Here is a 20,095-nt window from a genome sequence, read left to right on the forward strand (position 1 = left end):
GGTCTCGGCCACGTCACGACACCCGCTCTTCGGGGGTCCGGGTGGCGGAGCCCCCGGCCCGAGGCGAAGCCTCGGTTGACACAGTGTGTGAGGTGTTAACGGTGATCAGACGGGCGGTCTCTACACTGGCCCGGGCGGGAATCCGTCCGCAGTCACCAGAGGGAGAACGCGGGAGCCATGGCGAACGGGACAACTCGGAAAAAGGGGTCTGCGGTGAAGGCCGCCCGCGGTTCCGTGGTGAGCAAGAAGGGCACGCCGTGGGGCACGATCATCGCCGTCGTGGCCATCGTGGCCCTGCTCGCCGCCGTGATCACCTACTACATGGTGAAGTCGGCGCCGAAGCGCGACCAGGCCGACCGTGAGGCGGCCGCCGCCTCGTTCGCGCCGACCGCGCAGGACCCGGACCCCTCGAAGCGCATCCCCGGTGTGGTGACCGCGACCTACACCGGCAGCGTGCACGTGCTCCCGACCGAGCGCGTCGCCTACGACCACTCGCCGCCGTTCGGCGGCCCGCACGACCAGACGTGGGCCACCTGCACCGGCATCGTGTACCCGACCGCCGTCCGCACCGAGAACATGGTGCATGCGCTCGAGCACGGCTCGGTCTGGATCGCCTACAACCCGCAGCAGATCTCGGGTGACGCGCTGAACCTGCTGAGCGTCCGCGCCAAGGACAAGCCGTTCACGATGCTGTCGCCGTACCCCGGCCTCGACAAGCCGATCTCGCTGCAGTCGTGGGGCCACCAGCTGAAGCTGGACAGCGCCGACGACGCCCGCATCGACGAGTTCATCGCGGCGCTGCGGAGCAACCCGAACGGCGTCTACCCCGAGGTCGGCGCGTCCTGCGACGCCGTCCCGGGCCAGTTCGACCCGGACAACCCGCCGCCGTTCGACCCGTCGAAGCCAGGCCCCGACGCGAAGCCGATGGACTACAAGGGCAGCACGGCCGCCCAGGGTGAGCAGGGCATGCCCGCTTCCGCCCCGGCCTCCGCTCCGGCTTCGGCCCCGGCCTCGCCGACGCCGACCAAGTGACCACCGAAACCGACCTCGACACCGAAGAGGTCACCGAGCAGCCGACCTGGTCGCGCTGGGTGATCATCGGCGGGACGCTGCTCGCGGTCCTGCTGATCGGCGCGACGGCGGGGATGTTCATCACCCGCGCCGTCGACGAGCCGGCGGCGGCCACTCCGGCCGCCGGCTCGGTCGAGGTCGGCTTCGCCCAGGACATGTCCACGCACCACCTCCAGGCGGTGACGATGGCGGGCATCGCCCGCGACCGCACGACCGACCCGGAGATCAAGCAGCTTTCGTTCGACATCGAGCGCACGCAGCTCGAGCAGGTCGGCCGCATGAAGGGCTGGCTCATGCTGTGGGACCAGCCCGAGCAGTCGATCGGCGCGCCGATGAAGTGGATGACGGAACCGATGGTGGGCCACGACGGGATGTCGATGGCCCCGTCATCGATCAACCCGGCGGGCGGCGCCCTGATGCCGGGCATGGCGACGGACACGGAACTGAAGAAGCTGCGCTCGCTGTCGGGCCGCGAGTTCGACGTCTACTTCCTGCAGCTGATGCTCCGCCACCACCAGGGCGGAACGTCGATGGCCCAGTACGCGGCGGCGCATTCGTCCCTGCCGGCGTTGAAGGCACTGGTGAACAGCATCCTGGCCTCGCAGGGCGCGGAGATGGACCAGATCAAGCTGATGCTCTCCGGCCGGGGTGCCCAGCCGCTGCCGGCCTGACCTACCAGCTGAGTTCCTGGCACCGCCGCGCACACTGCGGCGCTTCCACCTGCAGCGTCGCGTGCTCGATCGCATACCGCGAGGACAGCAGGTTCTGCGCCTCCGTCAGCACATCCGACTGCTGAGCGGGCGGCGCCAGCGTCAAGTGCGCCGAAGCCACCTCCATGCCCGACGTCAGCGTCCAGACGTGCAGGTCGTGCACGTCCGCGACGCCCGGCAGCGCGGACAGCTCCGCGCTGATCGCGCCGACGTCGACGCCCTGGGGCGCGTGCTGGAACAGGATGCGCAGGGCGCGGCGGGCCAGCGTCCACGTGCGGGGCAGCACGAACAGCCCGATCGCGACACCGATGATCGGGTCGGCGTAGCGCCAGCCCGTCAGCAGCGTCAGCGCGCCGCTGAGCAGCACGCCGACCGAGCCGATCAGGTCGGCCAGCACCTCGAGGTAGGCGCCGCGGACGTTGAGGCTCTCCTTCGCGCCCGCGCGCAGCATGCAGAACGACACGATGTTGGCCACGAGCCCGGCGGACGCGGCCAGCAGCACCGGCAGGCCGGGCACGGCGGGCGGGTCGGCGATCCGGCCGATCGCCTCGACGAGCACGTACCCCGCGACCCCGAACAGCAGGACGGCGTTGGCCAGTGCGGCCAGCACTTCCGCGCGGTAGAGGCCGAAGGTGCGGCTGACCGTGGGTCCGGTGCGCCGCGCCAGGATGATCGCGACGAGGGCCATCCCGACCCCGAGGACGTCGGTGAACATGTGCGCCGCGTCGGAGATCAGGGCCAGCGAGCCGGTCGTGAAGCCGACGACGAACTCCAGCACCATGAAGCCGGCGCCGATGCCCAGGGCGATGGTCAGGCTCCGCACGTACCGCCCCGACGCGCTCGCCGGCGCGACCGACTGGCCGTGCCCGTGGCCGTGTCCCATTCCGCCTCCGTTCGCGGTTCACCGTCGGGGCCAACATATAGTCGAATGCGCATATGTGCAACAGAGGGCACCCTAAGTTCACCCACCCGAAAGCTACTCCGCGCGCTCGCGGCTACCAATCCACCAGGCGGGGTTTCCCGCCAGTCGGACTCGTCACGCTTCGGCGCCGACCATCCGCTCCAGCAGGTCACGCAGCTTCACGCGGTCGTCCGGGCCGAGCGCCGCGAGCGGTTCGGCCGCGAAACCGAGTGACCGCTGGAAGTCGCGCGCGAGCACGGCACCCGCGGGCGTGGCCACGATGTTCTTGATCCGCCGGTCGCGGCTGTCCGCCCGGCGCTCGACCAGGCCGCGAGCCTCCAGCCGGTCGATGATCCCGGTCACGTTCGAGCGCTCCGAGTTCAGCTTTTCGGCGATCCGGTGCATCGGCATCGGCTCCCGGAGCGCGCCGAGCACCTTGGCCTGCACGGTCGTCAGCCCCTGGGCGGCCGCCGCGGACTCGTAGGAGCCGACGAACCGGTCGACGATCCGGGCGAGCAGGGCGACGACGTCGTCGGTGATTGGGTCAGCGCTCATCCGGTGAGTGTAAGCCGATAGTTGACTGCATGAACCATCCATGCCTATAGTCATTTTAGTTCACTGCATTAATCATCATTCACCTGAATCACATCGAGGTTCGAGATGAGCAACGACCGCGTCGCCCTGATCACCGGCACGTCCACCGGAATCGGCCTCGCCACGGCGGTCCGGGCGGCCCGCGCGGGCTTCCGGACAGTCGCCACGCTGCGCGATCCCGCCCGCGCCGACCGCCTGCGCGAAGCCGGCGTCGACCTGGACATCCGCCCCCTCGACGTCACCGATCCCGCGTCCGTGCGCGCGGCGTTCGAGGGCGTCCTCGCCGACTACGGCCGGCTCGACGTGCTGGTCAACAACGCCGGCGCGGGGCACGTCGGCACGCTCGAGCAGGAGCCGGTTTCGGCGGTGCGCGCCACGATGGAGGTCAACTTCTTCGGCGTCGTCGAGGCGACGAAGGCCGCGCTGCCGGCGTTGCGCGCGAGCGGCGGCCGCGTGATCACGGTGACCAGCATCGGCGGCGCGGTCGGCCAGCCGTTCAACGAGGCCTACTGCGCGGCGAAGTTCGCCGTCGAGGGCCTGATGGAGTCCCTCGCGCCGGTCGCCGCGGCCCAGGGCGTCACGGTGTGCGTCGTCGAGCCGGGCGCGGTCGCGACGGAGTTCGTGAACAACATCGGCGTCGGCGAGCACCTCTTCGCCGAAGCCGGCCCCTACGCGGAGTCCCTGCAGAAGTACGTCGCGAACGTCACGAAGTCGTTCGAGGGCGCCCAGACGGCCGACGAGGTCGCCGAGGTGATCGTGGGCGCGATGACGGCCGACGCGCCGGCGTTCCGCATCCAGACGTCGAAGCAGGCCGAGGAGTTCACCGGGCTCAAGTTCGCCGACCGCGACGGCTCGGCCGTCCAGCGCCTGACGACCGGCTGGCTCGCCTAGCGCACCAGCCGGAAGAAGCCGCGGACCTGGTCGACGAACAGCTCAGGCTGCTCCAGCGCGGCGAAGTGCCCGCCGACGGGCAACTCCTCGAACCACCGCAGGTCGGTGTAGCGCTGCTCGGCCTGCCGCCGCGACGGCCGCACGATCTCCTTGGGGAACACCGAAACCCCGGCCGGGACGTCCACAGTGGACAGATCCCGGTCGTTGTTCTCCCAGTACATCCGCGCCGACGAAGCCGCCGTCGCGGTGAACCAGTAGGCGGAGATGTCGTCAAGGATCTTCTGCCGGTCGACGGCGTCCTCCGGGTGGCCCTTGTTGTCGGTCCAGGCCCAGAACTTCTCGGCGATCCAGGCGGCCTGGCCGGCGGGCGAGTCGGTGAGGCCGTAGCCGAGCGTCTGCGGCCGGGTGGCTTGCTGCGCGGAGTACCCGGCCCCGGAGCGCCGGAACTCTTCGAGGTCGGCGCGGGCCCGCCGCTCCCCGGGCGTCGGATCGTCCTGGTCCATCCGCACGGGCGCGAAGTTGACGTGCACCCCGGCAACCCGCCCGGACCGCGCGAGCGCGTTGGTGACGGCGGCGCCCCAGTCACCACCCTGGGCGCCGTAGCGGTCGTAGCCGAGCTGCTGCATGAGCAGGTCGAAGAGCTCGGCGACCCGCGCGATCTTCAGCGCGGGCTTGTCACTCCACCCGAACCCGGGCAGCGACGGAGCGACGACGTGGAAGGCATCGGCGGGATCCCCACCGTGCTTGGCGGGATCGGCGAGCGGCCCGAAGACATCGAGGAACTCGAGCACGGACCCGGGCCACCCATGGGTCAGAACGAGCGGCAAGGCATCGGCTTCCAGCGACCGAAGGTGCACGAAGTGCAGCCCGACGCCGTCGACGTCGGCCCGGAACTGCGGGAAGGCATTGAGCCGGGCGGCGAACCCGAAGTCGTACTCCTCACCCCAGTCCCGGCAGAGCTCCCGGACGTAGGCGAGCGGAACCCCCTGCGACCAGTCCTGGACGGTCTCGGCCTCAGGCCACCGAGTCCGCCGAAGCCGCTCCCGCAGATCGGCGACCTCGGCCTCATCGAGAGACACCTGGAACGGCTTGACCATGTCGGCTCCTTCAGGTGGGCTTCCCACGCTAGCGACGTAGCGGCTAGTGGATCAACTTTCTGACCGCTGACCAGCGAATTCGCAGATGGGACCACCTGCGCGCGAGGGGGCACCGGGATGCGCTAAGCTTTCCGAGTCGCCCAGCGATGGGCCCTCGTAGCTCAGGGGATAGAGCACTGCCCTCCGGAGGCAGGTGTCGCAGGTTCGAATCCTGCCGAGGGCACACTTCTTCACAACGGCCAGTCAGCCCCTGTCGGCGGAATCGCGACAGGGGCTTTCGCATCTCAGCTTTCCAGCGGGGCACCCTTCCAGCGCCAGCCTGTCTGCTTCGGGCGCCCCGGGACCTCCACGCGATCCGTCGCCCACAGCAGCGCCGTCCATGGGTCCAAGTCCGACACGTCGCCCAAGTGCGGGAACAGCCGCGACACCGTACGAGCGCAAATCTCCCGGGGTGGGTCCAGCGCGAGGCCCAAGCCACGGGCGATGTCCTCGCCGTGGACCAGTACCTCTGCGCAGCCCATTGCCGCGAACCCCGCCGGGTCCGATGTGCCCGTCGGGTGGAATGCGCGGGCTTCCGGGGGTGCCGAGCGGACCACCGCCGCCAGGATTGCGCTGCCCGCCAATGCGAACTCCAGCGCCTCGGCCGACGACGCCTCCTTCTCCAACGCTGCCATGAACGGCACGTAACCGCTGGAACGACGTGAGACCAGCTGGGCCGCGTACGACAACAAACAGTCGCCGATGTGCTCTGCCGTACGGAAACCGTCCAGGTCGCCGGTGCCTGGCACCGTCGTCCAGTCCTTCGACACCGCCGGCTGCAAACCGTTGGACAGACAAGCGATGGCTGCGTCGAGGTCGACCGCGGAAACCGGCTTCATGATCGCGACACTAGCCGGTAGCTTCCCGGTGCGGTGCCGAACTGGCGCTTGAACGCGTGCGAGAACGCGAAAGGCGAGCCATAGCCGACCTTCGAAGCGATCGACGGCAGCGGCAGATCCGTGTCCTGCAACAGCCCCGCCGCCGTCGTCAAGCGCCACCACGTCAAGTACGCCATCGGTGGCTGGCCGGTCAGCGCCGTGAAACGGCGGGCGAGCGTCGCGCGGGACAGGCCCACCCGGGACGCCAGATCCTCGATGCGCCACGGTGCCGAGGGATTCGCGTGCAGAGCCTCCAGCGCCGCCGCGATCGACCGGTCGTGCAACGCCTGGGGCCAGCCCGCGTCCGGGTTTTCCGCCAGCCACGCGCGGATCAGGTAGACCAGCAACAGATCCAGCAGCCCCGTCAGGACCGTCGCCGAGCCTGGACGGTGGGACGTCACCTCCGCGCCGAGCAGGTCTATCGCCGCCCGGAGTTCCGGAGAACCGCCGACCTGGGCGGGAATGTGCACCACCTCCGGCAGGCTCGCCAGCACCGGGTGGCGGCGCGTCCGGGACAGGCGGTACTTGCCGCACAGGAACTCCGTTCGACCGGCCGGCTCGGGGACCGCCGTCTCGAACGGGACCGCGCCCGACGCGTCCGGCCGTGACGACAGCGTGTGCTCGCTGCCGTGCGGGACCAGGACCACGTCGCCCGCGCCCAGGGGCACCGGCTCGCCCGCCGGCGGGATCAGCCAGCCGCTGCCGCGCAGCAGCACGTGGAAGCCCGCGCCCTCGTACGGCGCGAAGCGGTAGCACCACTCGTCGCCGGCGCGCAGCCGGTTCGACGTCGGCTGTCCGATCCGCACCGCCGCGATCGCGTCGCTCAGGAGGTCCACGAAAGCAACTATAAGACGTTCGCGCATCAAAGTGAGCAACCAGAGCATTGAAAAGCTCAGAAGGCAGACTCACAGTGGAGACATGCACATCGGTGACGTCGAAGTCGTGAAGGTCCTCGAGTGGCAGGGCGAGATCGCCCCCGCGCGAACCATCGTCCCCAGCCCGCCCGAGCTCTGGCAGGACAACGCCGACTGGCTCGCGCCCGATCACTGGAACCCGGACACCGGCGGCTACCGCGGCACGGTCCAGACGTGGGTGCTGCGCAGCGAGGGCCGGGTCATCCTGATCGACACCGGCGTGGGCAACGACCGGGACCGCCCGCAGATCCCGCTGTTCGACCACCTGGCCACGGACTTCCTCGACCGGCTCGCCGACGCCGGTGTCCGACCCGGAGACGTCGACGTCGTCGTCAACACCCACATCCACTACGACCACGTCGGCTGGAACACGGTGCTGCGCAACGGTGATTGGGTGCCGGCCTTCCCCAATGCCACCTACCTGATCCCCCGCGCCGACCAGGTGTACTTCGACCCGCGCAACGCCCACCGGCGCCCCGCCCCGCGCACCGAGCACGACCAGGTGCGCCGTGAAGGCAGCCTGCTGGTCTACGCCGACAGCATCGCCCCCGTGCTCGGGAAAGCCGTGCTGTGGGAGGGAAACCACCGCATCGACCGCAACCTCACCCTCGAACCCGCGCCCGGCCACACGCCCGGCTCGTCCGTCGTGCGGCTGGCCTCCGGCGGGGACCGCGCCGTGTTCGTCGGCGATCTGCTGCACAGCCCCGTGCAGATCCTCGAACCCCGGCACAGCAGCTGTTTCTGCGAAGACGAACAGCAGGCCGCCGTCACCCGGCGCCGGGTCCTCGAACGGGCCGCCGACCACCGCGAGCTCGTGATCCCCGCGCACTTCGCCGGTCCCGGCGCCGCCGAAGTCGAGCGCGACGGCAGCCGGTTCGCCATCCGCCGCTGGGCGGGCGATCCTGTCGAAAACCTGTGAACCGGACGGATCCGGCACTCCCCGCACCTCCCGCGCGTTGTCAGGGGGACAAGGAGGAACCATGGGTGCACTAGGGACACTGCTCGGCTTCGCGCTGAGCCTGTACCTGCTCGTGCTGATCGCGCGGATGGTGCTGGACTGGGTCGGGGTGCTGGCCGACAGCCCGCCGTGGACGCGGCGGGCCCGGAGCCTGGCCTACTCGGCCACCGAGCCGGTCATCGGGCCGGTGCGGCGCGTCGTGCGGCCGGTGCGGATCGGCGGGATCTCGCTCGACCTCGCCTTCACGCTGGTCTTCATCGGGGTGATCGTGCTGCGGGGGATCGTCTTCGCGCTCTAAAGACTGCCGCGGAAGCCCGGCGAAAGGCGGTCGATGCCGCGCTCCAGCTCGGTACGGACGCCGCGCAGGTCGATGCCGTCGGGGTCGATCAGCGCCTGCATCGAGATCCCGCGCAGCTGCGCCAGCAGCGCCGACGCGTACGCATCCGCGTCGCGGACGCCGGCGATGGTCCCGTCCGCGACGCCGCTGGCCAGGGTTTGGGCGATGGCGAACCGGAACCGGCGGTCGGCCTCGGTCAGTGCGCCGCGCAGAGCCGAGTACTCCGCCGCCGCGTCGCCCCAGAGGGCCAGGAAGGCCTGGTTGAGCGTCGGCATCGTGCGGATCAGCTCGAAGATGATGTCGACCAGCGCGCGCAGCATGTCCATCGGCGTCGCGGTGGCCGAGCCGGTCCGGGCCGCGACGGCCTCGCTGTAGGAGTTGGTGAACTCCTCGACGGCGTACTCGACCAGCCGCTTCCCGAGGCCGTCCTTGTCGCCGAAGTGCTGGAAGATGACCGCCCGCGCGTAGCCCGACCGGGCGCAGACGGCCCCAATCTTCAGCCGCCCGAACCCCTCGTCGGCGATGAGGTGCGCGGCGGCGTTCAAAATGCGCGCCTCGACGGCGGCATCTTCGCCGTCCTGCGGGATCCGGTCTGCGGCGGAGCGGTCCACGGGCGTCATGCTAGCCACTCGAACCGGACACCACCGGCCGAACGGTCAGCGGATCGTGCGAGAACCGTCAGCGGCGGGCCGCACTCTCGGGTCATCACCACCGACCCGAGAGGAACCTCCGATGACCGCCAAGACCGTGCTCGTGTCCGGGGCCAGCATCGCCGGCCCGTCCGCGGCCTACTGGCTGCGCCGCCACGGCTACCGCGTGACCGTCGTCGAGACCGCACCCGCCCTGCGGCCCGGCGGACAGGCCGTCGACTTCCGCGGTGAGCAGGTGAAGCTCCTGAAGGCCATGGGCGTCCTCGACGACATCCGGCGGTTCGAGACCGCGATGGGCGACCAGACCGTGCTCGGCCTCGACGCGAAACCCCAGCTCACGGTGCCCGGCGCCGCCTGGAGCGGGGAGGTCGAGATCCTGCGCGGCGACCTCGCGCGGATCCTCTACGACCACACCAAGGCGTACACCGAGTACGTCTTCGGCGACCGCGTCACCAGCCTGACCGAGACCGGCGACGGCGTAGACGTCACCTTCCGCCACGGCGCGCCGCGCCGGTTCGACCTCGTCGTCGGGGCCGACGGCGTGCACTCCGGGGTGCGGGCCGCCGCCTTCGGGCCCGAATCGGACTTCCGGCGCGACCTCGGGTTCGGCATCGCCGGGTTCACCGCGCCCAACCACCTCGGCCTCGACCACACCAGCGTGATGTACAACGAACCCGGCCGCGGCCTGACCGTGGGCAGCCACCGGCTGCCGGACAAGCTGCACGTCAACCTGGTCTTCGCCGCCGACGGCGTCGAGTTCCGCCGCCGCACCCCCGACGAGCAGCGCGCCCTGGTCGCGCAGCTCTTCGCCGACACCGGCTGGGAGACGCCGAAGCTGCTCCGGTCGCTGCCGGGGGCGGACGACCTGTACGTCGACTCGATCAGCCAGATCCACCTCGACCGCTGGTCGAAGGGCCGGATCGTGCTCCTTGGCGACGCCGCGTGGTGCGCCGGGCCCGGCGGGTCCGGCACCGGGCTCGCGATGATGGGCGCCCAGGTGCTGGCCGGTGAGCTCGCGGCGGCCGGCGGCGACCACGTGACGGCGTTCGCGAAGTACGAGGAGCGCCTCCGCAAGCCGGCCACGGTCGGGCAGAAGAACGGCAAGGGCTCGGGCAACTTCCTCGCCCCGCGCACCGTCGCGAAGATCCGCAGCCGCAACCGCGCCTACAAGATGATCAGCACGCGGCTGTTCGGCCGGGTGTTCACCTGGATGACCGATCGCGCCGCCAACGCGGTCGAATATCGTGAGTACCCCGCGCTCACGTCCGCCTGAACCGACGATCTTCGTCTCATCGGGGGACTCGGCTGGCGACCCGGCGTGGCGTACGTCACTCTTGACGCCATGTCAATACGCCGGGCCGCCGACGCCCCGGTCAAGACGGCGCTCGCGGGCCTGACCGTGCTGGCCCTGGGCGTGTTCGCCGCGCTCAACGCGCGCTCGCTGCCCATCATCGGCGACGGCACGACCTACTCCGCGGAGTTCAGCGAAGCGGCCGGCCTGTTCGCGGGCAACGACGTCCGCATCGCCGGCGTCGAGGTCGGCCGTGTCTCGGACGTCAAGCTGCGCGGCGACCACGTGCTGGTCTCCTTCCGGGTCAAGGGCGCGTGGCTCGGCGACACGACGGGCGCGGCGATCCGGCTCAAGACCGTCCTGGGCCAGAAGTTCCTCGCGCTCGACCCGCGGGGCGACGGGACGCTCGACCCGGGACAGCCGATCCCGCGGTCCCGCACCAGCGTTCCCTACGACGTCCTCGCGGCGTTCGGGAAGCTTTCGTCCACTGTGGACAGCATCGACACCACCCAGCTCGCGAAGAGCTTCGACACCCTGTCGGCGACGCTCGCGAACACCCCGCAGAGCGTCCGGGCCGCGCTCAGCGGGCTGTCGCGGCTGTCGGACACGCTCGCTTCGCGCGACCAGCAGCTCGCCACCCTCTTGGGCAACACGCGTGTCGTTTCGCAGACGCTCGTCGACCGCGACGCCGCTGTGCGGCAGCTCCTGGCCGACGGGAACCTGCTGCTGTCCGAGGTCAGCGACCGCGAGCAGGCGATCAGCTCCCTGCTCGACGGCTCGCGGCAGCTCGCCACCGAGCTGTCCGGGCTGGTCAGCGACAACGACGCGCAGCTCGGGCCCTTGCTCACCCAGCTCGACCAGCTGACGTCGATGCTGCAGCGCAACCAGGACGCGCTCGCCGCCGGCATCAAGGGGTTCGCGCCACTGGTCCGGCTGGCCGTCAACCTCACCGGGAACGGCCGGTGGGTCGACGGCTACCTGTGCGGGCTGATCCTGCCGTCGTTCGGCCCGGTGAACGAAGGCGGCTGCCACGGCTGAGCCCGCGTGGCATGCTGACGCCGTGCGATACCTGCTCCTGTTGTGCGGTGACGAGTCCGCGGGCGCGGCGGCCGGCCCCGAGATGGCGCGGCGCTGCCACGATTGGGCCGCCGAGGCCGAACGGCGAGGCGTCCGGCAGGGCGGCACGGGCCTGCACCCGCCCGCCGAGGCGAAGACGATCCGCGTGCGGGACGGCGAAGTCCTGCTGACCGACGGCCCGTTCGCCGAGACCAAGGAGCAGGTCGGCGGCTACAACATCCTCGAAGGCGCGGACCGGTCGACGGTCCTCGATGTCGCGTCGCGGCACCCGTGGGCCGAGTTCGGCACGCTGGAGCTGCGCGAAATCCTCGACGGGCCGCCGGCGGCTTCGTGATCTCGGGACGGTCCTCTCAGCTCACCTCACGATGAGCCGGAACCCCGCGTCCCACTCCGTCCGGTCCAGCAGCTCCGCGTGCTCCTCGTGCCAGCGCCCGGACTCGAGATCGGCCCGCAACCGCGCCATCCCCCGCTCCACGGCGGCCGGCGACGTCTGCGCGAGCGCCGAACACGACCGCCGCACCGCCGGGTCCAGGTAGGCCTCCGGACCGCGCCAGTAAGCCGGGAACACGCCGTCCGTGAAGTCCCATGGCACCGGCAGCTCGACGACCGAAGCCTCGCCCAGGAAATCCGCGATCTCCGGCGCCGACGGACGGGACGACTCCAGCGAAGCGACCTCCGGCACGTACTCCCGCACGAGCCAGAAGTCGTTGTGCAGCGCGGTGTCGTAGGCCAGGACGACCTGACGGCGCGAGACCCGGCGCAGTTCCTCGAGACCCCGGCGCCAGTCCGGCCAGTGGTGCACGGTCAACACGGCCAGCGTCGCGTCGAACGCGCCGTCGGCGAACGGCAGCGCCTCCGCGACCGCCCGCATCGCCGGCGCCGCTCCGGGCCGCCGTTGCCGGATCATCTCGGCCGACGGCTCCACCGCCGTGACCCGGCGCCCGGGTGGCTCGTAGGACCCCGTCCCGGAGCCGACGTCGAGCACGGAATCCGCGTCACCGAGCGCGTCGAGCACCGGCGTCAGCCATCGCGGGTCGGTGCGCCTCCCCAGTGAATAGCCGACGCCGATCTCGTCGTAGCGCGTCATCAACGCTCGGGTCCGTCGCCACCGTTCTGCTCGGCCAGGAACCGCTCGAACTGGGACCCGAGCTCCTCGGCGGTCGGCATGTGCTCGACCGACTCCGCGAGCAGCGAGCCGCGCTCGGACGCCTCGATGAACGTGTCGTACTGCCGCTCCAGCGCGCGGACGACGTCGGCGACCTCGTCGGACTCCGCGACCTGGCGGTTGATCTCGGCGTCGGCCAGCTCCGCCGCCGAGCGCAGCTCGCCCTCGGCCAGGCTCAGCCCGGTCGAGCGGCCCAGCGCGTCGAGCACGACGAGCGACGACGCCGGGTACGTCGACTGCGCCAGGTAGTGCGGCACGTGTGCGGCGAACCCGACGGCGTCATGGCCCCACTCGCCGAGCCGGTACTCCAGCAGCGCGGCCAGGCTGCCCGGCACCTGCAGCCGGTTCGGCAGCGGCTGGTGCTCGCCGACCAGGTCCTTGCGGGTCGCGTGCGCGGTGACGCCGAGCGGGCGGGTGTGCGGCGCGCCCATCGGGATGCCGTGGAAGCCGGCCGTGAGCCGGACGCCCCAGCGCTCGACCAGGTTCCGGACCGCGCGGCAGAACCGCTCCCAGTCGTGGTCGGGCTCGGGGCCGGACAGCAGCAGGAACGGCGTGTCGTCGGCGTCGTGCAGCAGGTGCACGACCAGCTCCGGCGCGTCGTAGTCCTCCCAGTGGTCCACGGCGTAGGTCATCGTCGGGCGGCGCGAGCGGTAGTCGATGAGCCGGTCGACGTCGAAGCGCGCGACCACCCGGTGCTCTCCGCCGAGCAGGTGCTCGGCCAGCAGACGCCCCGCCGAACCGGCGTCCATGAACCCTTCGAAGTGGTGCATCAGCACCGCCCCGGTCAGGTCGGGGACGTCCGAGTCCACCTCGTACAGGTCGTCGGGATCGAGTCCCACCGGGTCCTCCTGCTAGCCGACACGTATGTGAATCCTTCAAGCACAACACACCCCGACGGCGAATCCATTCCTCCGACGGTGTGGCCGATCGTAACGGCACGCGATCGAGGACGGACCGAATCGCCATCGGTGAAGATTATTCAGCCGTCGGCCGCCGCATGACATCCGAGCTGGCCGCCGGCCTGTGAGCGGGGCGCGGCGGCCTAACCAGAATAAACTTCAGTGACACATGTCGTGGGCACGCAAGGCGCCGATCGGGCACGCTTGACCTGTGAGCGAACACAGCACGAACACGGCGGCACTGCGGCTGCGGCCGCCCGCGCACCAGGTCAGCCGCCGGGCCATCGGCTACTGGACGGCGACCGCCGCGCTCCTCTGGATCGTGCTGGTCGGGGTGCAGACCGTCATCGTCGTGACCAGCGACGACCCGCCGGCGTTCCTCGACGTCACGCTGGTGATCTCGTGCGTGCTCGCCCCGCTGCACCTCATCGTGATGCCGCAGTGGCGCTACCGCGTGCACCGCTGGGAGGTCACCGGTGAGGCCGTCTACACCCAAGCCGGCTGGCTGAAGCAGGAGTGGCGGATCGCGCCGGTGTCGCGGATCCAGACCGTCGACATCGAGCGTGACCCCTTCGAGCAGCTCTTCGGGCTGGCGAAGATCACCGTGACGACGGCGTCCGCGGCCGGCCCGCTGCGCATCGCGGGCCTGGCGCACGACCGCGCGCTGGAGCTGGCCGACGAGCTCACGAAGAAGACCCAGGCGGTCCGGGGCGACGCGACGTGACCCCCGCCGACGCACTCTCCCCCGCGGCCGAAGCGGCCGTGACCCCACCCGCCGAGGGCACCCCGGACGCGCCGTGGCACCGCCTCGACCGGCGCATGCTGCTCATCCGGCCGGTGCTGGACGTGGTGCGGTCGCTGCCGGTGCTGCTGGGCGCGCTGCTCGTGGGGCGCGGCGAGTCGTGGCAGTGGATCGGCCTCGCCGTCACCGCGATCGCCGTGTGCACCGGCGTCTCGCACGTGCTGACCTCGCGCTACCGGATCACCGAGACGCAGGTCGAGTGGCACACCGGGCTACTGCTGCGCAAGCAGCGGGCCATCCCCCGCGACCGGATCCGCACGGTCGACGTCACCTCCGAGCCGAAGCACCGGCTGTTCTCGCTGGCCGCCGCGCGGATCGGCACCGGGCGGCACTCGAACGGCGGGAGCCGGCACAAGGACGAGCTGGTCCTCGACGCCGTCACGATCGCCGAAGCGCAGCGGCTGCGGACACTGCTCCTGCACCGCAAGGCCGTGGCTCTCTCCTCCGAAGAGGCGACCGCGCCGCCGGAGCAGCTGGTGGTCGCCGTCGACAAGAAGTGGCTGCGGTACGCGCCGTTCACGCTGTCCGGGCTGGCGGTCGTCGGTGCCGCAGTCGGCACTGTCTACCACTTCGCGCACGAGCTGCACTTCGACCCGGTCCAGTTCTCGCTGGTCCAGACGGTCGTCGGGCACTTCGCCGACACCCCGACGTGGGTCAGCCTGGTGCTGGCCGCCGCCGGCCTGCTGGTGCTCGTCTCGCTGCTGTCGATCGGCGGGTACGTGCTGTCGTTCTGGAACTTCCGGCTCACCCGCGAACCCGCCGGCACGCTGCACATCCGGCGCGGCCTGATCACGACGCGCTCGGTGTCGATCGAGGAGGACCGCCTGCGGGGCGTCGAAATCCGCGAGCCGCTGCCGCTGCGGCTGGCCGGCGGCGCCCGCTGCGTCGCCATCGCCGGCGGCCTGCGCGAGGGCAAGGGCGCGGACAAGAGCGGCGGGCTGCTGCTCCCGCCCGCGCCGCTCGCGAAAGCCCACGAGGTCGTCGCGGAGGTGCTCGGCGAGGACCCGGCCGCGACGCCGCTGGTGCGCCACCCGCGCCGCGCGCTGTACCGGCGGATCTCCCGGGCCGTCGTCGGCGTGCTGCTGCTCGCGGCGGGGCTGTACGGCCTGGCGTGGCTCGGCGCGCTGCCGGACTGGCCGTGGCAGGCCGCGCTCGTGCTGCTGCCGTTCGCCGCGCTCGTCGGCTGGGACCGCTACCGCGGCCTCGGGCACGCCTTGACCGGGCGCTACCTGGTGACGCGCTCGGGTTCGCTGGACCGCGGCACCGCGGCGGTCCGCTGCGACGGGATGACCGGCATCGTCGTCGAACGCTCGTACTTCCAGCGCCGGGCCGGGCTGGTCACGATCATCGCGCCGGTCGCCGCGGGCAAGGGCCACTACCGCGTGCTCGACGTCGGCGAGTCCGCCGGGCTCGCGCTCGCCGACCAGGCGGTTCCCGGGCTGCTGACGCCGTTCCTGACCGATCAGCGGGACCGCGGTTGACTCCTCACCCGCACCACTCGTAGCGTGAAATCCGCCGTCCGAACGCAATGCCCATCGCATTCGTCGAGAGGACGGCATGATGTTGAAGAAGCTCCTTGGCGTGCTCGCCGCGGGGATCGTCGTGGCCTCGGGGTTCGCCCCGGCCGCGCAGGCGGCGGACAACCCGTACGGCGACCCGAACCTCGTCCCGATGTTCAACGGCACCGATTTGAGCGCTTGGACATCGTCCAAGTCAGGCCTGTGGTCGGCGAAGAACGGCGTCATCCACGGCAATGGCACCGCGCGCGGCTGGTTGTACTACAACAAAGCGCAGGTCGGCACTTTTCGGTGGATATTCAATGTCCGGCAGGTCAAGGGCAACCACAAACCGACCGTGCTGATCTGGGGCACCACCGACCCGATCCGCGACGCGCTGAGCGCCATCCAGTTCCAGCCGCCGAACGGTGGCCACTGGGACTACCGGCCGGGCCACAACGACGGCGGCGGCAAACTGTTCACGCAGCTGCCGCACACCACGATCGACATCAAGAAGTGGGCCCAGTGCGAGCTGATCGGCGACGCGGCCACCGGCGTGGCCCGGATGGCCTGCTGCCCGCTCACCGGGACGGCCGCGACCTGCAAGGGCACCGAAGTCCTGCGGTTCACCGACAAGACCGCCGGGCGCACCGGTCCGCTCGCGCTGCAGGTGCACAACTCCGGGATCCAGGACGAGTACCGCGGCCTCTACGTCGAGTCACCGGTGGTGACGAAACCCGGCGAGTTCCTCACGCTCTGACTCGCGGTTTTCCCGAGTGGCGGACCGTCGGTCGAATGCTGGCCTTCGTTTAACACAACGTGCTAATTTATTCACCCCGTGTGATAGCGAAGGTCGTTTTTGTCTCACCGAGAGGTCATGATGACGCCTGCCGTCAGTGCCGCCAGTGCCGTTGACGGTTCCGCCACCACCGAACCGCGCCGAACCCCCGGTGCCAGCAGTTCCCGGAAGGTCCTCCAGCTGCTGCTCGCCTTTTCCGAGTCCCGCTGGGAGGCCAGCGTCGCCGAGCTCGCCGCGACGATCGGCACCCCGGTCGCGACGACGTACCGCTACGTCGCGCTCCTCAAGGAGCTGCAGCTCCTCGAGGAGGGCCGGGCCGGGCACTACCACCTCACGAGCCAGGTCATGCCGCTCGCGCGCGCCGCGCAGCTGGCGAACGACCTCGTGCGGCTGGCCAAGCCGTCGATGGAGGAAGCCGCGCGGGAGCTCGGCGAGACCGTGATGCTCTTCCAGCAGTTCGGCGACGCCGCCGTGTGCGCGGACCGCGTCGAGTGCGACCGCGCCATGCGGTTCACGTTCGAGCCGGGGCATTCGCTGCCGCTCGGCCGCGGCGCGTCCGGGAAGATGCTGCTCGCGCTCCTGCCGGAGATCGAGCGCGACCGGCGGCTGGCGCCGATCGTCGAGCAGCGCGGCACCTTCGTGCGTGACGAGCTCAAGCACGCGCTGGAGAACCGGTTTTCGGTCAGCTCCGGGGAAATCGACGAAGGCGTCTGGGCGTGTTCGGTGCCCGTGCAGGCCTACGGGCGGCGGCCGACCGTGCTGAGCCTGGCCGGTCCGGCCGCGCGGATCACCGAGGAGGCCCGGCGCACCGCGATCACCGCCCTGCAGGGGTACGCGACCCGCATCCAGCGCACGATCTCGTCTTATTCGCTGTGAAAATCCCCGCCGGACGCGTACGAATGCCTTCGTGATCCGGCTCGCGCGCCCCGACGACCTGCCCGCGCTGATCGACGTCGAGCGCGAGGCGGGCAGCCTGTTCCGCGCTCTCGATATGGCCGCGATCGCCGACGACGACCCGGGTTCGCCCGCCGAACTGGCGGAGTACCAGTCCGACGGCCGCGCCTGGGTGAGCGTGGACGACGCCGACCGGCCGGTGGCGTACCTGATCGCCGAGGTCGTCGACGGGCACGCGCACGTCGAGCAGGTCTCGGTGCGGCCCTCGCACGCGCGCCGCGGGCTCGGCAGCGCGTTGATCGAGACGCTCGCCGAGTGGGCGGTCGCGCGCGGGTTGCCGGCGCTGACGCTCACGACGTTCGCGGCCGTGCCGTGGAACGCGCCGTACTACGAGCGGCTGCGATTCCGGGTGCTGTCGGACGTGGAAATCGGCGCCGGGCTGCGCGCGATCCGCCGCGCGGAGGCCGCCCGCGGTCTGGACGCCTGGCCGCGCGTCGCGATGATCCGAACACTCTGACCTGCCGTTTTGCCTTTTTCTCCCCTGGCTGGGGGATGTACTGGCGCACCGGGTCGAACATGTGTTCTACTGTGCTCGCCGGCCTCGGAGGGGGAAGCTCCTGGGCCGGCCCACAGACTTCGGAGGTTGTCATGGCGGTCAAGATCACCCACCTGACGAACGGCCAGCAGGTGCGGTTCGCCAACGCCGACGGCGCCCGCCGCTACGCCGAGATCATGGGCGGCGGCGTCGACAAGTGGCGCTTCACGGTCGTGCCCGAGGACTCGATGCTCCGGAAAATGTCGGACTCGGTCGTTAACGTGCCCGTATGGCGCATGACTTCCAGGTAGTGGTGGATACGGCCGACCCGCACGTGCTCGCCGACTGGTGGGCCGAGACGCTCGGCTGGCCGGTGGAACCGACCGACGCGGACTTCATCCGCGAGATGATCGCGAAGGGGTACGCGAAGGAGGAGGAAACCCGCACGTACAACGGCTCACTGGTGTGGAGAGCCGGGGCGGCGATCCGCCATCCGGACTCGCCACCCGAGGGTCCACCCCGGCGGGTCCTGTTCCAGGAGGTCCCGGAGCCGAAGACGGTGAAGAACCGGCTCCACATCGACGTGTGGGTCGGCGCGGACAACGTCGAGGCGACGCTGGAGAAGCTGACGTCCCGCGGGGCGAAGTTCCTGCACCGGGGCCGTCAGGGGCCGCACAGCTGGGTCACGATGGCGGACCCGGAGGGCAACGAGTTCTGCATTTCTTGAGCGTGAACGGCTCTTTCCTGCTGTCGGAGGACAGGAAAGAGCCGTTCACCGCGCGTCAAGCCTGAGCTGCCAAGCGGTCCAGGGCCTTCGGCAGCGCGGAGGCCAGCAGATCCAGCTCCGCCTCCCCCGCGATCAACGGCGGCGAGACCGCGACACCGCGCCCGAGGTTCCGCACGATCACGCCCTCGTCCCGGCACGCGCGCTGCAGCTTCACCGGGGCGCCCGGGTCGGCGTCCATGACGTCCGGCGTCAGCTCGACCGCCGCGAGGAAGCCCAGGCCCGCCCGGACTTCCGCGACCAGCGGGTGGCCGGCGACCCCGGACACCGCGTCGGCCAAGGGTTTCTCCAGCTCGCGGCCGCGGGGGATCAGGCCGTCGCGCTCGTAGATGTCGAGCGTCGCCAAGCCCGCCGCGCAGGCCACCGGGTGGCCCGCGTACGTCGCGCCGTGGCGGAAGATCGGGGCGCCCGGTGCTCCCGTGAAGAACGGCTCCGCCACCCGCGGGGCCACCACCAGCGCGCCCAGCGGGATCGTACCGCCGGTGATGCCCTTCGCCGTCGTGATCATGTCCGGCTCCACCGCCCAGCGGTCGATGCCGAACCACGTCCCGAGCCGGCCCCACGCCGCGATCACGCAGTCCGCGACGAACAGCACGTCGTGACGGCGGCAGATCGCGGCGACCTCCTCGAGGTAGCCCTCCGGCGGGAGCAGCACACCACCCGCGCCGATCACCGGCTCGCAGAAGAAGGCCGCCACCTTGGCCGCGCCGACGCGGGAAATCTCGGCCTCCAGCGCCGAAGCGCTGTCGAACGGCACATGCGAGAACTCCGGCGGCTGCGGGCCGACGCCGGCCGCGTTGGCCGGGATGCCGCCGACGGCCGTGCCGAAGCCGTGCGTGCCGTGGTAGCCCTGCGTCCGCCCGATGACGTGCGCTTTCTCCGGCCGCCCGGTCTGCGCGAAGTACGCCCGCGCGAGCTTGACGGCGGTGTCGATGACGTCCCCGCCGCCCGACCCGAAGAACACCTTCGACCCCGGCGTCGGCGCCAGCGCGGCGACGCGGTCGGCCAGCTCGATCGCCGGCTCGTTCGCGTTGTAGCCGAACAGGTTGTACGAGTCGAGCTTCCGGAGCTGCTGTCCGACGGCCTCGGTGATCTCGGGCCGCCCGTGGCCGAAGTTCGCGTACCAGAGCGACGCGGTGGCGTCGAAGTACCGGCGGCCGGCGTCGTCCCAGACGTAGGAACCCTCGCCGCGGGTGATGACCATCCGGTCGCCGTCGACCGCACCCATGTCGGCGAACGGGTGCCAAAGGGCGTGCTGTGCTGACATCGGTCCTCCTCAGTCCTCCCCCATCCCTACCAGGGCGAAGCGGCGA

At 70.8% G+C, this 20,095-nt stretch carries 24 protein-coding genes and 1 tRNA gene; 16 read left to right on the forward strand and 9 right to left on the reverse strand.

Going from position 1 to position 20,095, the window contains the following annotated elements; all coding sequences use genetic code 11:
- The first annotated feature begins 213 nt into the window (after positions 1–213).
- Positions 214–1,032, forward strand: coding sequence for a DUF3105 domain-containing protein (locus ACZ7PG_RS25050; RefSeq protein WP_470241507.1), 819 nt, complete (start codon positions 214–216; stop codon positions 1,030–1,032).
- Entirely contained in the window at positions 1,029–1,742 is a 714-nt protein-coding gene (locus ACZ7PG_RS25055) for a DUF305 domain-containing protein (RefSeq protein WP_470241508.1), read from the forward strand. The genes ACZ7PG_RS25050 and ACZ7PG_RS25055 overlap by 4 nt, the downstream gene beginning before the upstream one ends.
- 1 nt (position 1,743) lies before the next feature.
- Here ACZ7PG_RS25055 and ACZ7PG_RS25060 read toward each other — a convergent pair whose 3' ends face one another.
- A complete protein-coding gene (locus ACZ7PG_RS25060) occupies positions 1,744–2,664 on the reverse strand; it encodes a cation diffusion facilitator family transporter (RefSeq protein WP_470241509.1) in 921 nt (306 codons plus the stop codon).
- Between the two features lie 153 nt (positions 2,665–2,817).
- Entirely contained in the window at positions 2,818–3,237 is a 420-nt protein-coding gene (locus ACZ7PG_RS25065) for a MarR family winged helix-turn-helix transcriptional regulator (protein WP_470241510.1), read from the reverse strand.
- 105 nt (positions 3,238–3,342) lie between these two features.
- On the opposite strand from ACZ7PG_RS25065, the gene ACZ7PG_RS25070 reads away from it, so the two are divergent.
- A complete protein-coding gene (locus tag ACZ7PG_RS25070; RefSeq protein WP_470241511.1) occupies positions 3,343–4,167 on the forward strand; it encodes an SDR family oxidoreductase in 825 nt (274 codons plus the stop codon).
- On the opposite strand, the gene ACZ7PG_RS25075 is transcribed toward ACZ7PG_RS25070, so the two are convergent.
- Positions 4,164–5,264: an epoxide hydrolase family protein gene (locus ACZ7PG_RS25075; RefSeq protein ID WP_470241512.1), complete on the reverse strand. Its 1,101-nt coding sequence runs from the start codon at positions 5,262–5,264 to the stop codon at positions 4,164–4,166. The two genes, ACZ7PG_RS25070 and ACZ7PG_RS25075, sit on opposite strands and share 4 nt — an antisense overlap.
- A 150-nt stretch (positions 5,265–5,414) precedes the next feature.
- Between ACZ7PG_RS25075 and ACZ7PG_RS25080 the strand changes: the two genes are divergently transcribed.
- Positions 5,415–5,487: transfer RNA gene (locus ACZ7PG_RS25080), tRNA-Arg, on the forward strand.
- 61 nt (positions 5,488–5,548) lie between these two features.
- Here ACZ7PG_RS25080 and ACZ7PG_RS25085 read toward each other — a convergent pair.
- Positions 5,549–6,142, reverse strand: a complete 594-nt coding sequence (locus ACZ7PG_RS25085) for a maleylpyruvate isomerase mycothiol-dependent enzyme family protein (RefSeq protein WP_470241513.1) — start codon at positions 6,140–6,142, stop codon at positions 5,549–5,551.
- Complete coding sequence (locus ACZ7PG_RS25090; RefSeq protein ID WP_470241514.1) at positions 6,139–7,017, reverse strand: AraC family transcriptional regulator; 879 nt, start codon at positions 7,015–7,017, stop codon at positions 6,139–6,141. The genes ACZ7PG_RS25085 and ACZ7PG_RS25090 overlap by 4 nt, the downstream gene beginning before the upstream one ends.
- A gap of 82 nt (positions 7,018–7,099) precedes the next feature.
- Here ACZ7PG_RS25090 and ACZ7PG_RS25095 point away from each other — a divergent pair, with 82 nt between their 5' ends.
- Positions 7,100–8,014 carry an MBL fold metallo-hydrolase gene (locus ACZ7PG_RS25095; RefSeq protein ID WP_470241515.1) on the forward strand — a complete coding sequence of 305 codons (915 nt, stop codon included), beginning with the start codon at positions 7,100–7,102 and terminating at the stop codon, positions 8,012–8,014.
- Positions 8,015–8,075: 61 nt separating this feature from the next.
- Entirely contained in the window at positions 8,076–8,351 is a 276-nt protein-coding gene (locus ACZ7PG_RS25100; protein WP_470241516.1) for a YggT family protein, read from the forward strand.
- On the opposite strand, the gene ACZ7PG_RS25105 is transcribed toward ACZ7PG_RS25100, so the two are convergent.
- The gene (locus tag ACZ7PG_RS25105; protein WP_470241517.1) at positions 8,348–9,010 is read right to left on the reverse strand and encodes a TetR/AcrR family transcriptional regulator; all 663 of its coding nucleotides are present in this window, start codon (positions 9,008–9,010) and stop codon (positions 8,348–8,350) included. The two genes, ACZ7PG_RS25100 and ACZ7PG_RS25105, sit on opposite strands and share 4 nt — an antisense overlap.
- A 112-nt stretch (positions 9,011–9,122) precedes the next feature.
- Here ACZ7PG_RS25105 and ACZ7PG_RS25110 point away from each other — a divergent pair, with 112 nt between their 5' ends.
- From ACZ7PG_RS25110 to ACZ7PG_RS25120, 3 genes are all read left to right on the forward strand, one after another.
- Positions 9,123–10,313 (forward strand): FAD-dependent monooxygenase, encoded by a 1,191-nt coding sequence (locus ACZ7PG_RS25110; RefSeq protein ID WP_470241518.1) that lies wholly within the window; start codon positions 9,123–9,125, stop codon positions 10,311–10,313.
- Between the two features lie 69 nt (positions 10,314–10,382).
- Positions 10,383–11,369 (forward strand): MCE family protein, encoded by a 987-nt coding sequence (locus tag ACZ7PG_RS25115; RefSeq protein WP_470241519.1) that lies wholly within the window; start codon positions 10,383–10,385, stop codon positions 11,367–11,369.
- A 22-nt stretch (positions 11,370–11,391) separates the two neighbouring features.
- Positions 11,392–11,742: a YciI family protein gene (locus ACZ7PG_RS25120; RefSeq protein WP_470241520.1), complete on the forward strand. Its 351-nt coding sequence runs from the start codon at positions 11,392–11,394 to the stop codon at positions 11,740–11,742.
- A 21-nt stretch (positions 11,743–11,763) separates the two neighbouring features.
- Here ACZ7PG_RS25120 and ACZ7PG_RS25125 read toward each other — a convergent pair whose 3' ends face one another.
- Both ACZ7PG_RS25125 and ACZ7PG_RS25130 read right to left on the reverse strand, forming a co-directional pair.
- Positions 11,764–12,495: a class I SAM-dependent methyltransferase gene (locus ACZ7PG_RS25125; protein WP_470241521.1), complete on the reverse strand. Its 732-nt coding sequence runs from the start codon at positions 12,493–12,495 to the stop codon at positions 11,764–11,766.
- Positions 12,495–13,412, reverse strand: coding sequence for a proteasome assembly chaperone family protein (locus ACZ7PG_RS25130; RefSeq protein ID WP_470241522.1), 918 nt, complete (start codon positions 13,410–13,412; stop codon positions 12,495–12,497). Before ACZ7PG_RS25130 ends, ACZ7PG_RS25125 begins: the two co-directional genes overlap by 1 nt.
- Before the next feature lie 271 nt (positions 13,413–13,683).
- Here ACZ7PG_RS25130 and ACZ7PG_RS25135 point away from each other — a divergent pair, with 271 nt between their 5' ends.
- From ACZ7PG_RS25135 to ACZ7PG_RS25165, 7 genes are all read left to right on the forward strand, one after another.
- Entirely contained in the window at positions 13,684–14,196 is a 513-nt protein-coding gene (locus tag ACZ7PG_RS25135; protein WP_470241523.1) for a PH domain-containing protein, read from the forward strand.
- 95 nt (positions 14,197–14,291) lie between these two features.
- Complete coding sequence (locus tag ACZ7PG_RS25140; RefSeq protein WP_470242402.1) at positions 14,292–15,755, forward strand: PH domain-containing protein; 1,464 nt, start codon at positions 14,292–14,294, stop codon at positions 15,753–15,755.
- Positions 15,756–15,834: 79 nt separating this feature from the next.
- Positions 15,835–16,530: a 3-keto-alpha-glucoside-1,2-lyase-like domain-containing protein gene (locus ACZ7PG_RS25145; protein WP_470241524.1), complete on the forward strand. Its 696-nt coding sequence runs from the start codon at positions 15,835–15,837 to the stop codon at positions 16,528–16,530.
- A 120-nt stretch (positions 16,531–16,650) separates the two neighbouring features.
- Positions 16,651–17,445 (forward strand): IclR family transcriptional regulator, encoded by a 795-nt coding sequence (locus ACZ7PG_RS25150; protein ID WP_470242403.1) that lies wholly within the window; start codon positions 16,651–16,653, stop codon positions 17,443–17,445.
- A 31-nt stretch (positions 17,446–17,476) separates the two neighbouring features.
- On the forward strand, positions 17,477–17,980 hold the full coding sequence (locus tag ACZ7PG_RS25155) for a GNAT family N-acetyltransferase (protein WP_470241525.1): 504 nt from the start codon (positions 17,477–17,479) through the stop codon (positions 17,978–17,980).
- 131 nt (positions 17,981–18,111) lie between these two features.
- Positions 18,112–18,309, forward strand: coding sequence for a hypothetical protein (locus tag ACZ7PG_RS25160; protein ID WP_364363167.1), 198 nt, complete (start codon positions 18,112–18,114; stop codon positions 18,307–18,309).
- Positions 18,288–18,725, forward strand: a complete 438-nt coding sequence (locus tag ACZ7PG_RS25165) for a VOC family protein (protein WP_470241526.1) — start codon at positions 18,288–18,290, stop codon at positions 18,723–18,725. The genes ACZ7PG_RS25160 and ACZ7PG_RS25165 overlap by 22 nt, the downstream gene beginning before the upstream one ends.
- Positions 18,726–18,780: 55 nt before the next feature.
- On the opposite strand, the gene ACZ7PG_RS25170 is transcribed toward ACZ7PG_RS25165, so the two are convergent.
- Positions 18,781–20,049: an aminotransferase family protein gene (locus ACZ7PG_RS25170; protein ID WP_470241527.1), complete on the reverse strand. Its 1,269-nt coding sequence runs from the start codon at positions 20,047–20,049 to the stop codon at positions 18,781–18,783.
- Positions 20,050–20,095: the final 46 nt, after the last annotated feature.

The sequence above is a fragment of the Amycolatopsis sp. NPDC114504 genome (genome assembly GCF_055633595.1).

What these genes read in the sequence shown, in the direction of transcription:
- ACZ7PG_RS25060 (WP_470241509.1), bottom strand. Translation starts at nt 2,664, where the DNA reads ATGGGACACGGCCACGGGCACGGCCAGTCGGTCGCGCCGGCGAGCGCG.
- ACZ7PG_RS25065 (WP_470241510.1), bottom strand. Translation starts at nt 3,237, where the DNA reads ATGAGCGCTGACCCAATCACCGACGACGTCGTCGCCCTGCTCGCCCGG.
- ACZ7PG_RS25070 (WP_470241511.1), top strand. Translation starts at nt 3,343, where the DNA reads ATGAGCAACGACCGCGTCGCCCTGATCACCGGCACGTCCACCGGAATC.
- ACZ7PG_RS25075 (WP_470241512.1), bottom strand. Translation starts at nt 5,264, where the DNA reads ATGGTCAAGCCGTTCCAGGTGTCTCTCGATGAGGCCGAGGTCGCCGAT.
- ACZ7PG_RS25085 (WP_470241513.1), bottom strand. Translation starts at nt 6,142, where the DNA reads ATGAAGCCGGTTTCCGCGGTCGACCTCGACGCAGCCATCGCTTGTCTG.
- ACZ7PG_RS25095 (WP_470241515.1), top strand. Translation starts at nt 7,100, where the DNA reads ATGCACATCGGTGACGTCGAAGTCGTGAAGGTCCTCGAGTGGCAGGGC.
- ACZ7PG_RS25100 (WP_470241516.1), top strand. Translation starts at nt 8,076, where the DNA reads ATGGGTGCACTAGGGACACTGCTCGGCTTCGCGCTGAGCCTGTACCTG.
- ACZ7PG_RS25105 (WP_470241517.1), bottom strand. Translation starts at nt 9,010, where the DNA reads ATGACGCCCGTGGACCGCTCCGCCGCAGACCGGATCCCGCAGGACGGC.
- ACZ7PG_RS25110 (WP_470241518.1), top strand. Translation starts at nt 9,123, where the DNA reads ATGACCGCCAAGACCGTGCTCGTGTCCGGGGCCAGCATCGCCGGCCCG.
- ACZ7PG_RS25115 (WP_470241519.1), top strand. Translation starts at nt 10,383, where the DNA reads ATGTCAATACGCCGGGCCGCCGACGCCCCGGTCAAGACGGCGCTCGCG.
- ACZ7PG_RS25125 (WP_470241521.1), bottom strand. Translation starts at nt 12,495, where the DNA reads ATGACGCGCTACGACGAGATCGGCGTCGGCTATTCACTGGGGAGGCGC.
- ACZ7PG_RS25140 (WP_470242402.1), top strand. Translation starts at nt 14,292, where the DNA reads ATGCTGCTCATCCGGCCGGTGCTGGACGTGGTGCGGTCGCTGCCGGTG.
- ACZ7PG_RS25145 (WP_470241524.1), top strand. Translation starts at nt 15,835, where the DNA reads ATGTTGAAGAAGCTCCTTGGCGTGCTCGCCGCGGGGATCGTCGTGGCC.
- ACZ7PG_RS25150 (WP_470242403.1), top strand. Translation starts at nt 16,651, where the DNA reads ATGACGCCTGCCGTCAGTGCCGCCAGTGCCGTTGACGGTTCCGCCACC.
- ACZ7PG_RS25160 (WP_364363167.1), top strand. Translation starts at nt 18,112, where the DNA reads ATGGCGGTCAAGATCACCCACCTGACGAACGGCCAGCAGGTGCGGTTC.
- ACZ7PG_RS25165 (WP_470241526.1), top strand. Translation starts at nt 18,288, where the DNA reads ATGGCGCATGACTTCCAGGTAGTGGTGGATACGGCCGACCCGCACGTG.
- ACZ7PG_RS25170 (WP_470241527.1), bottom strand. Translation starts at nt 20,049, where the DNA reads ATGTCAGCACAGCACGCCCTTTGGCACCCGTTCGCCGACATGGGTGCG.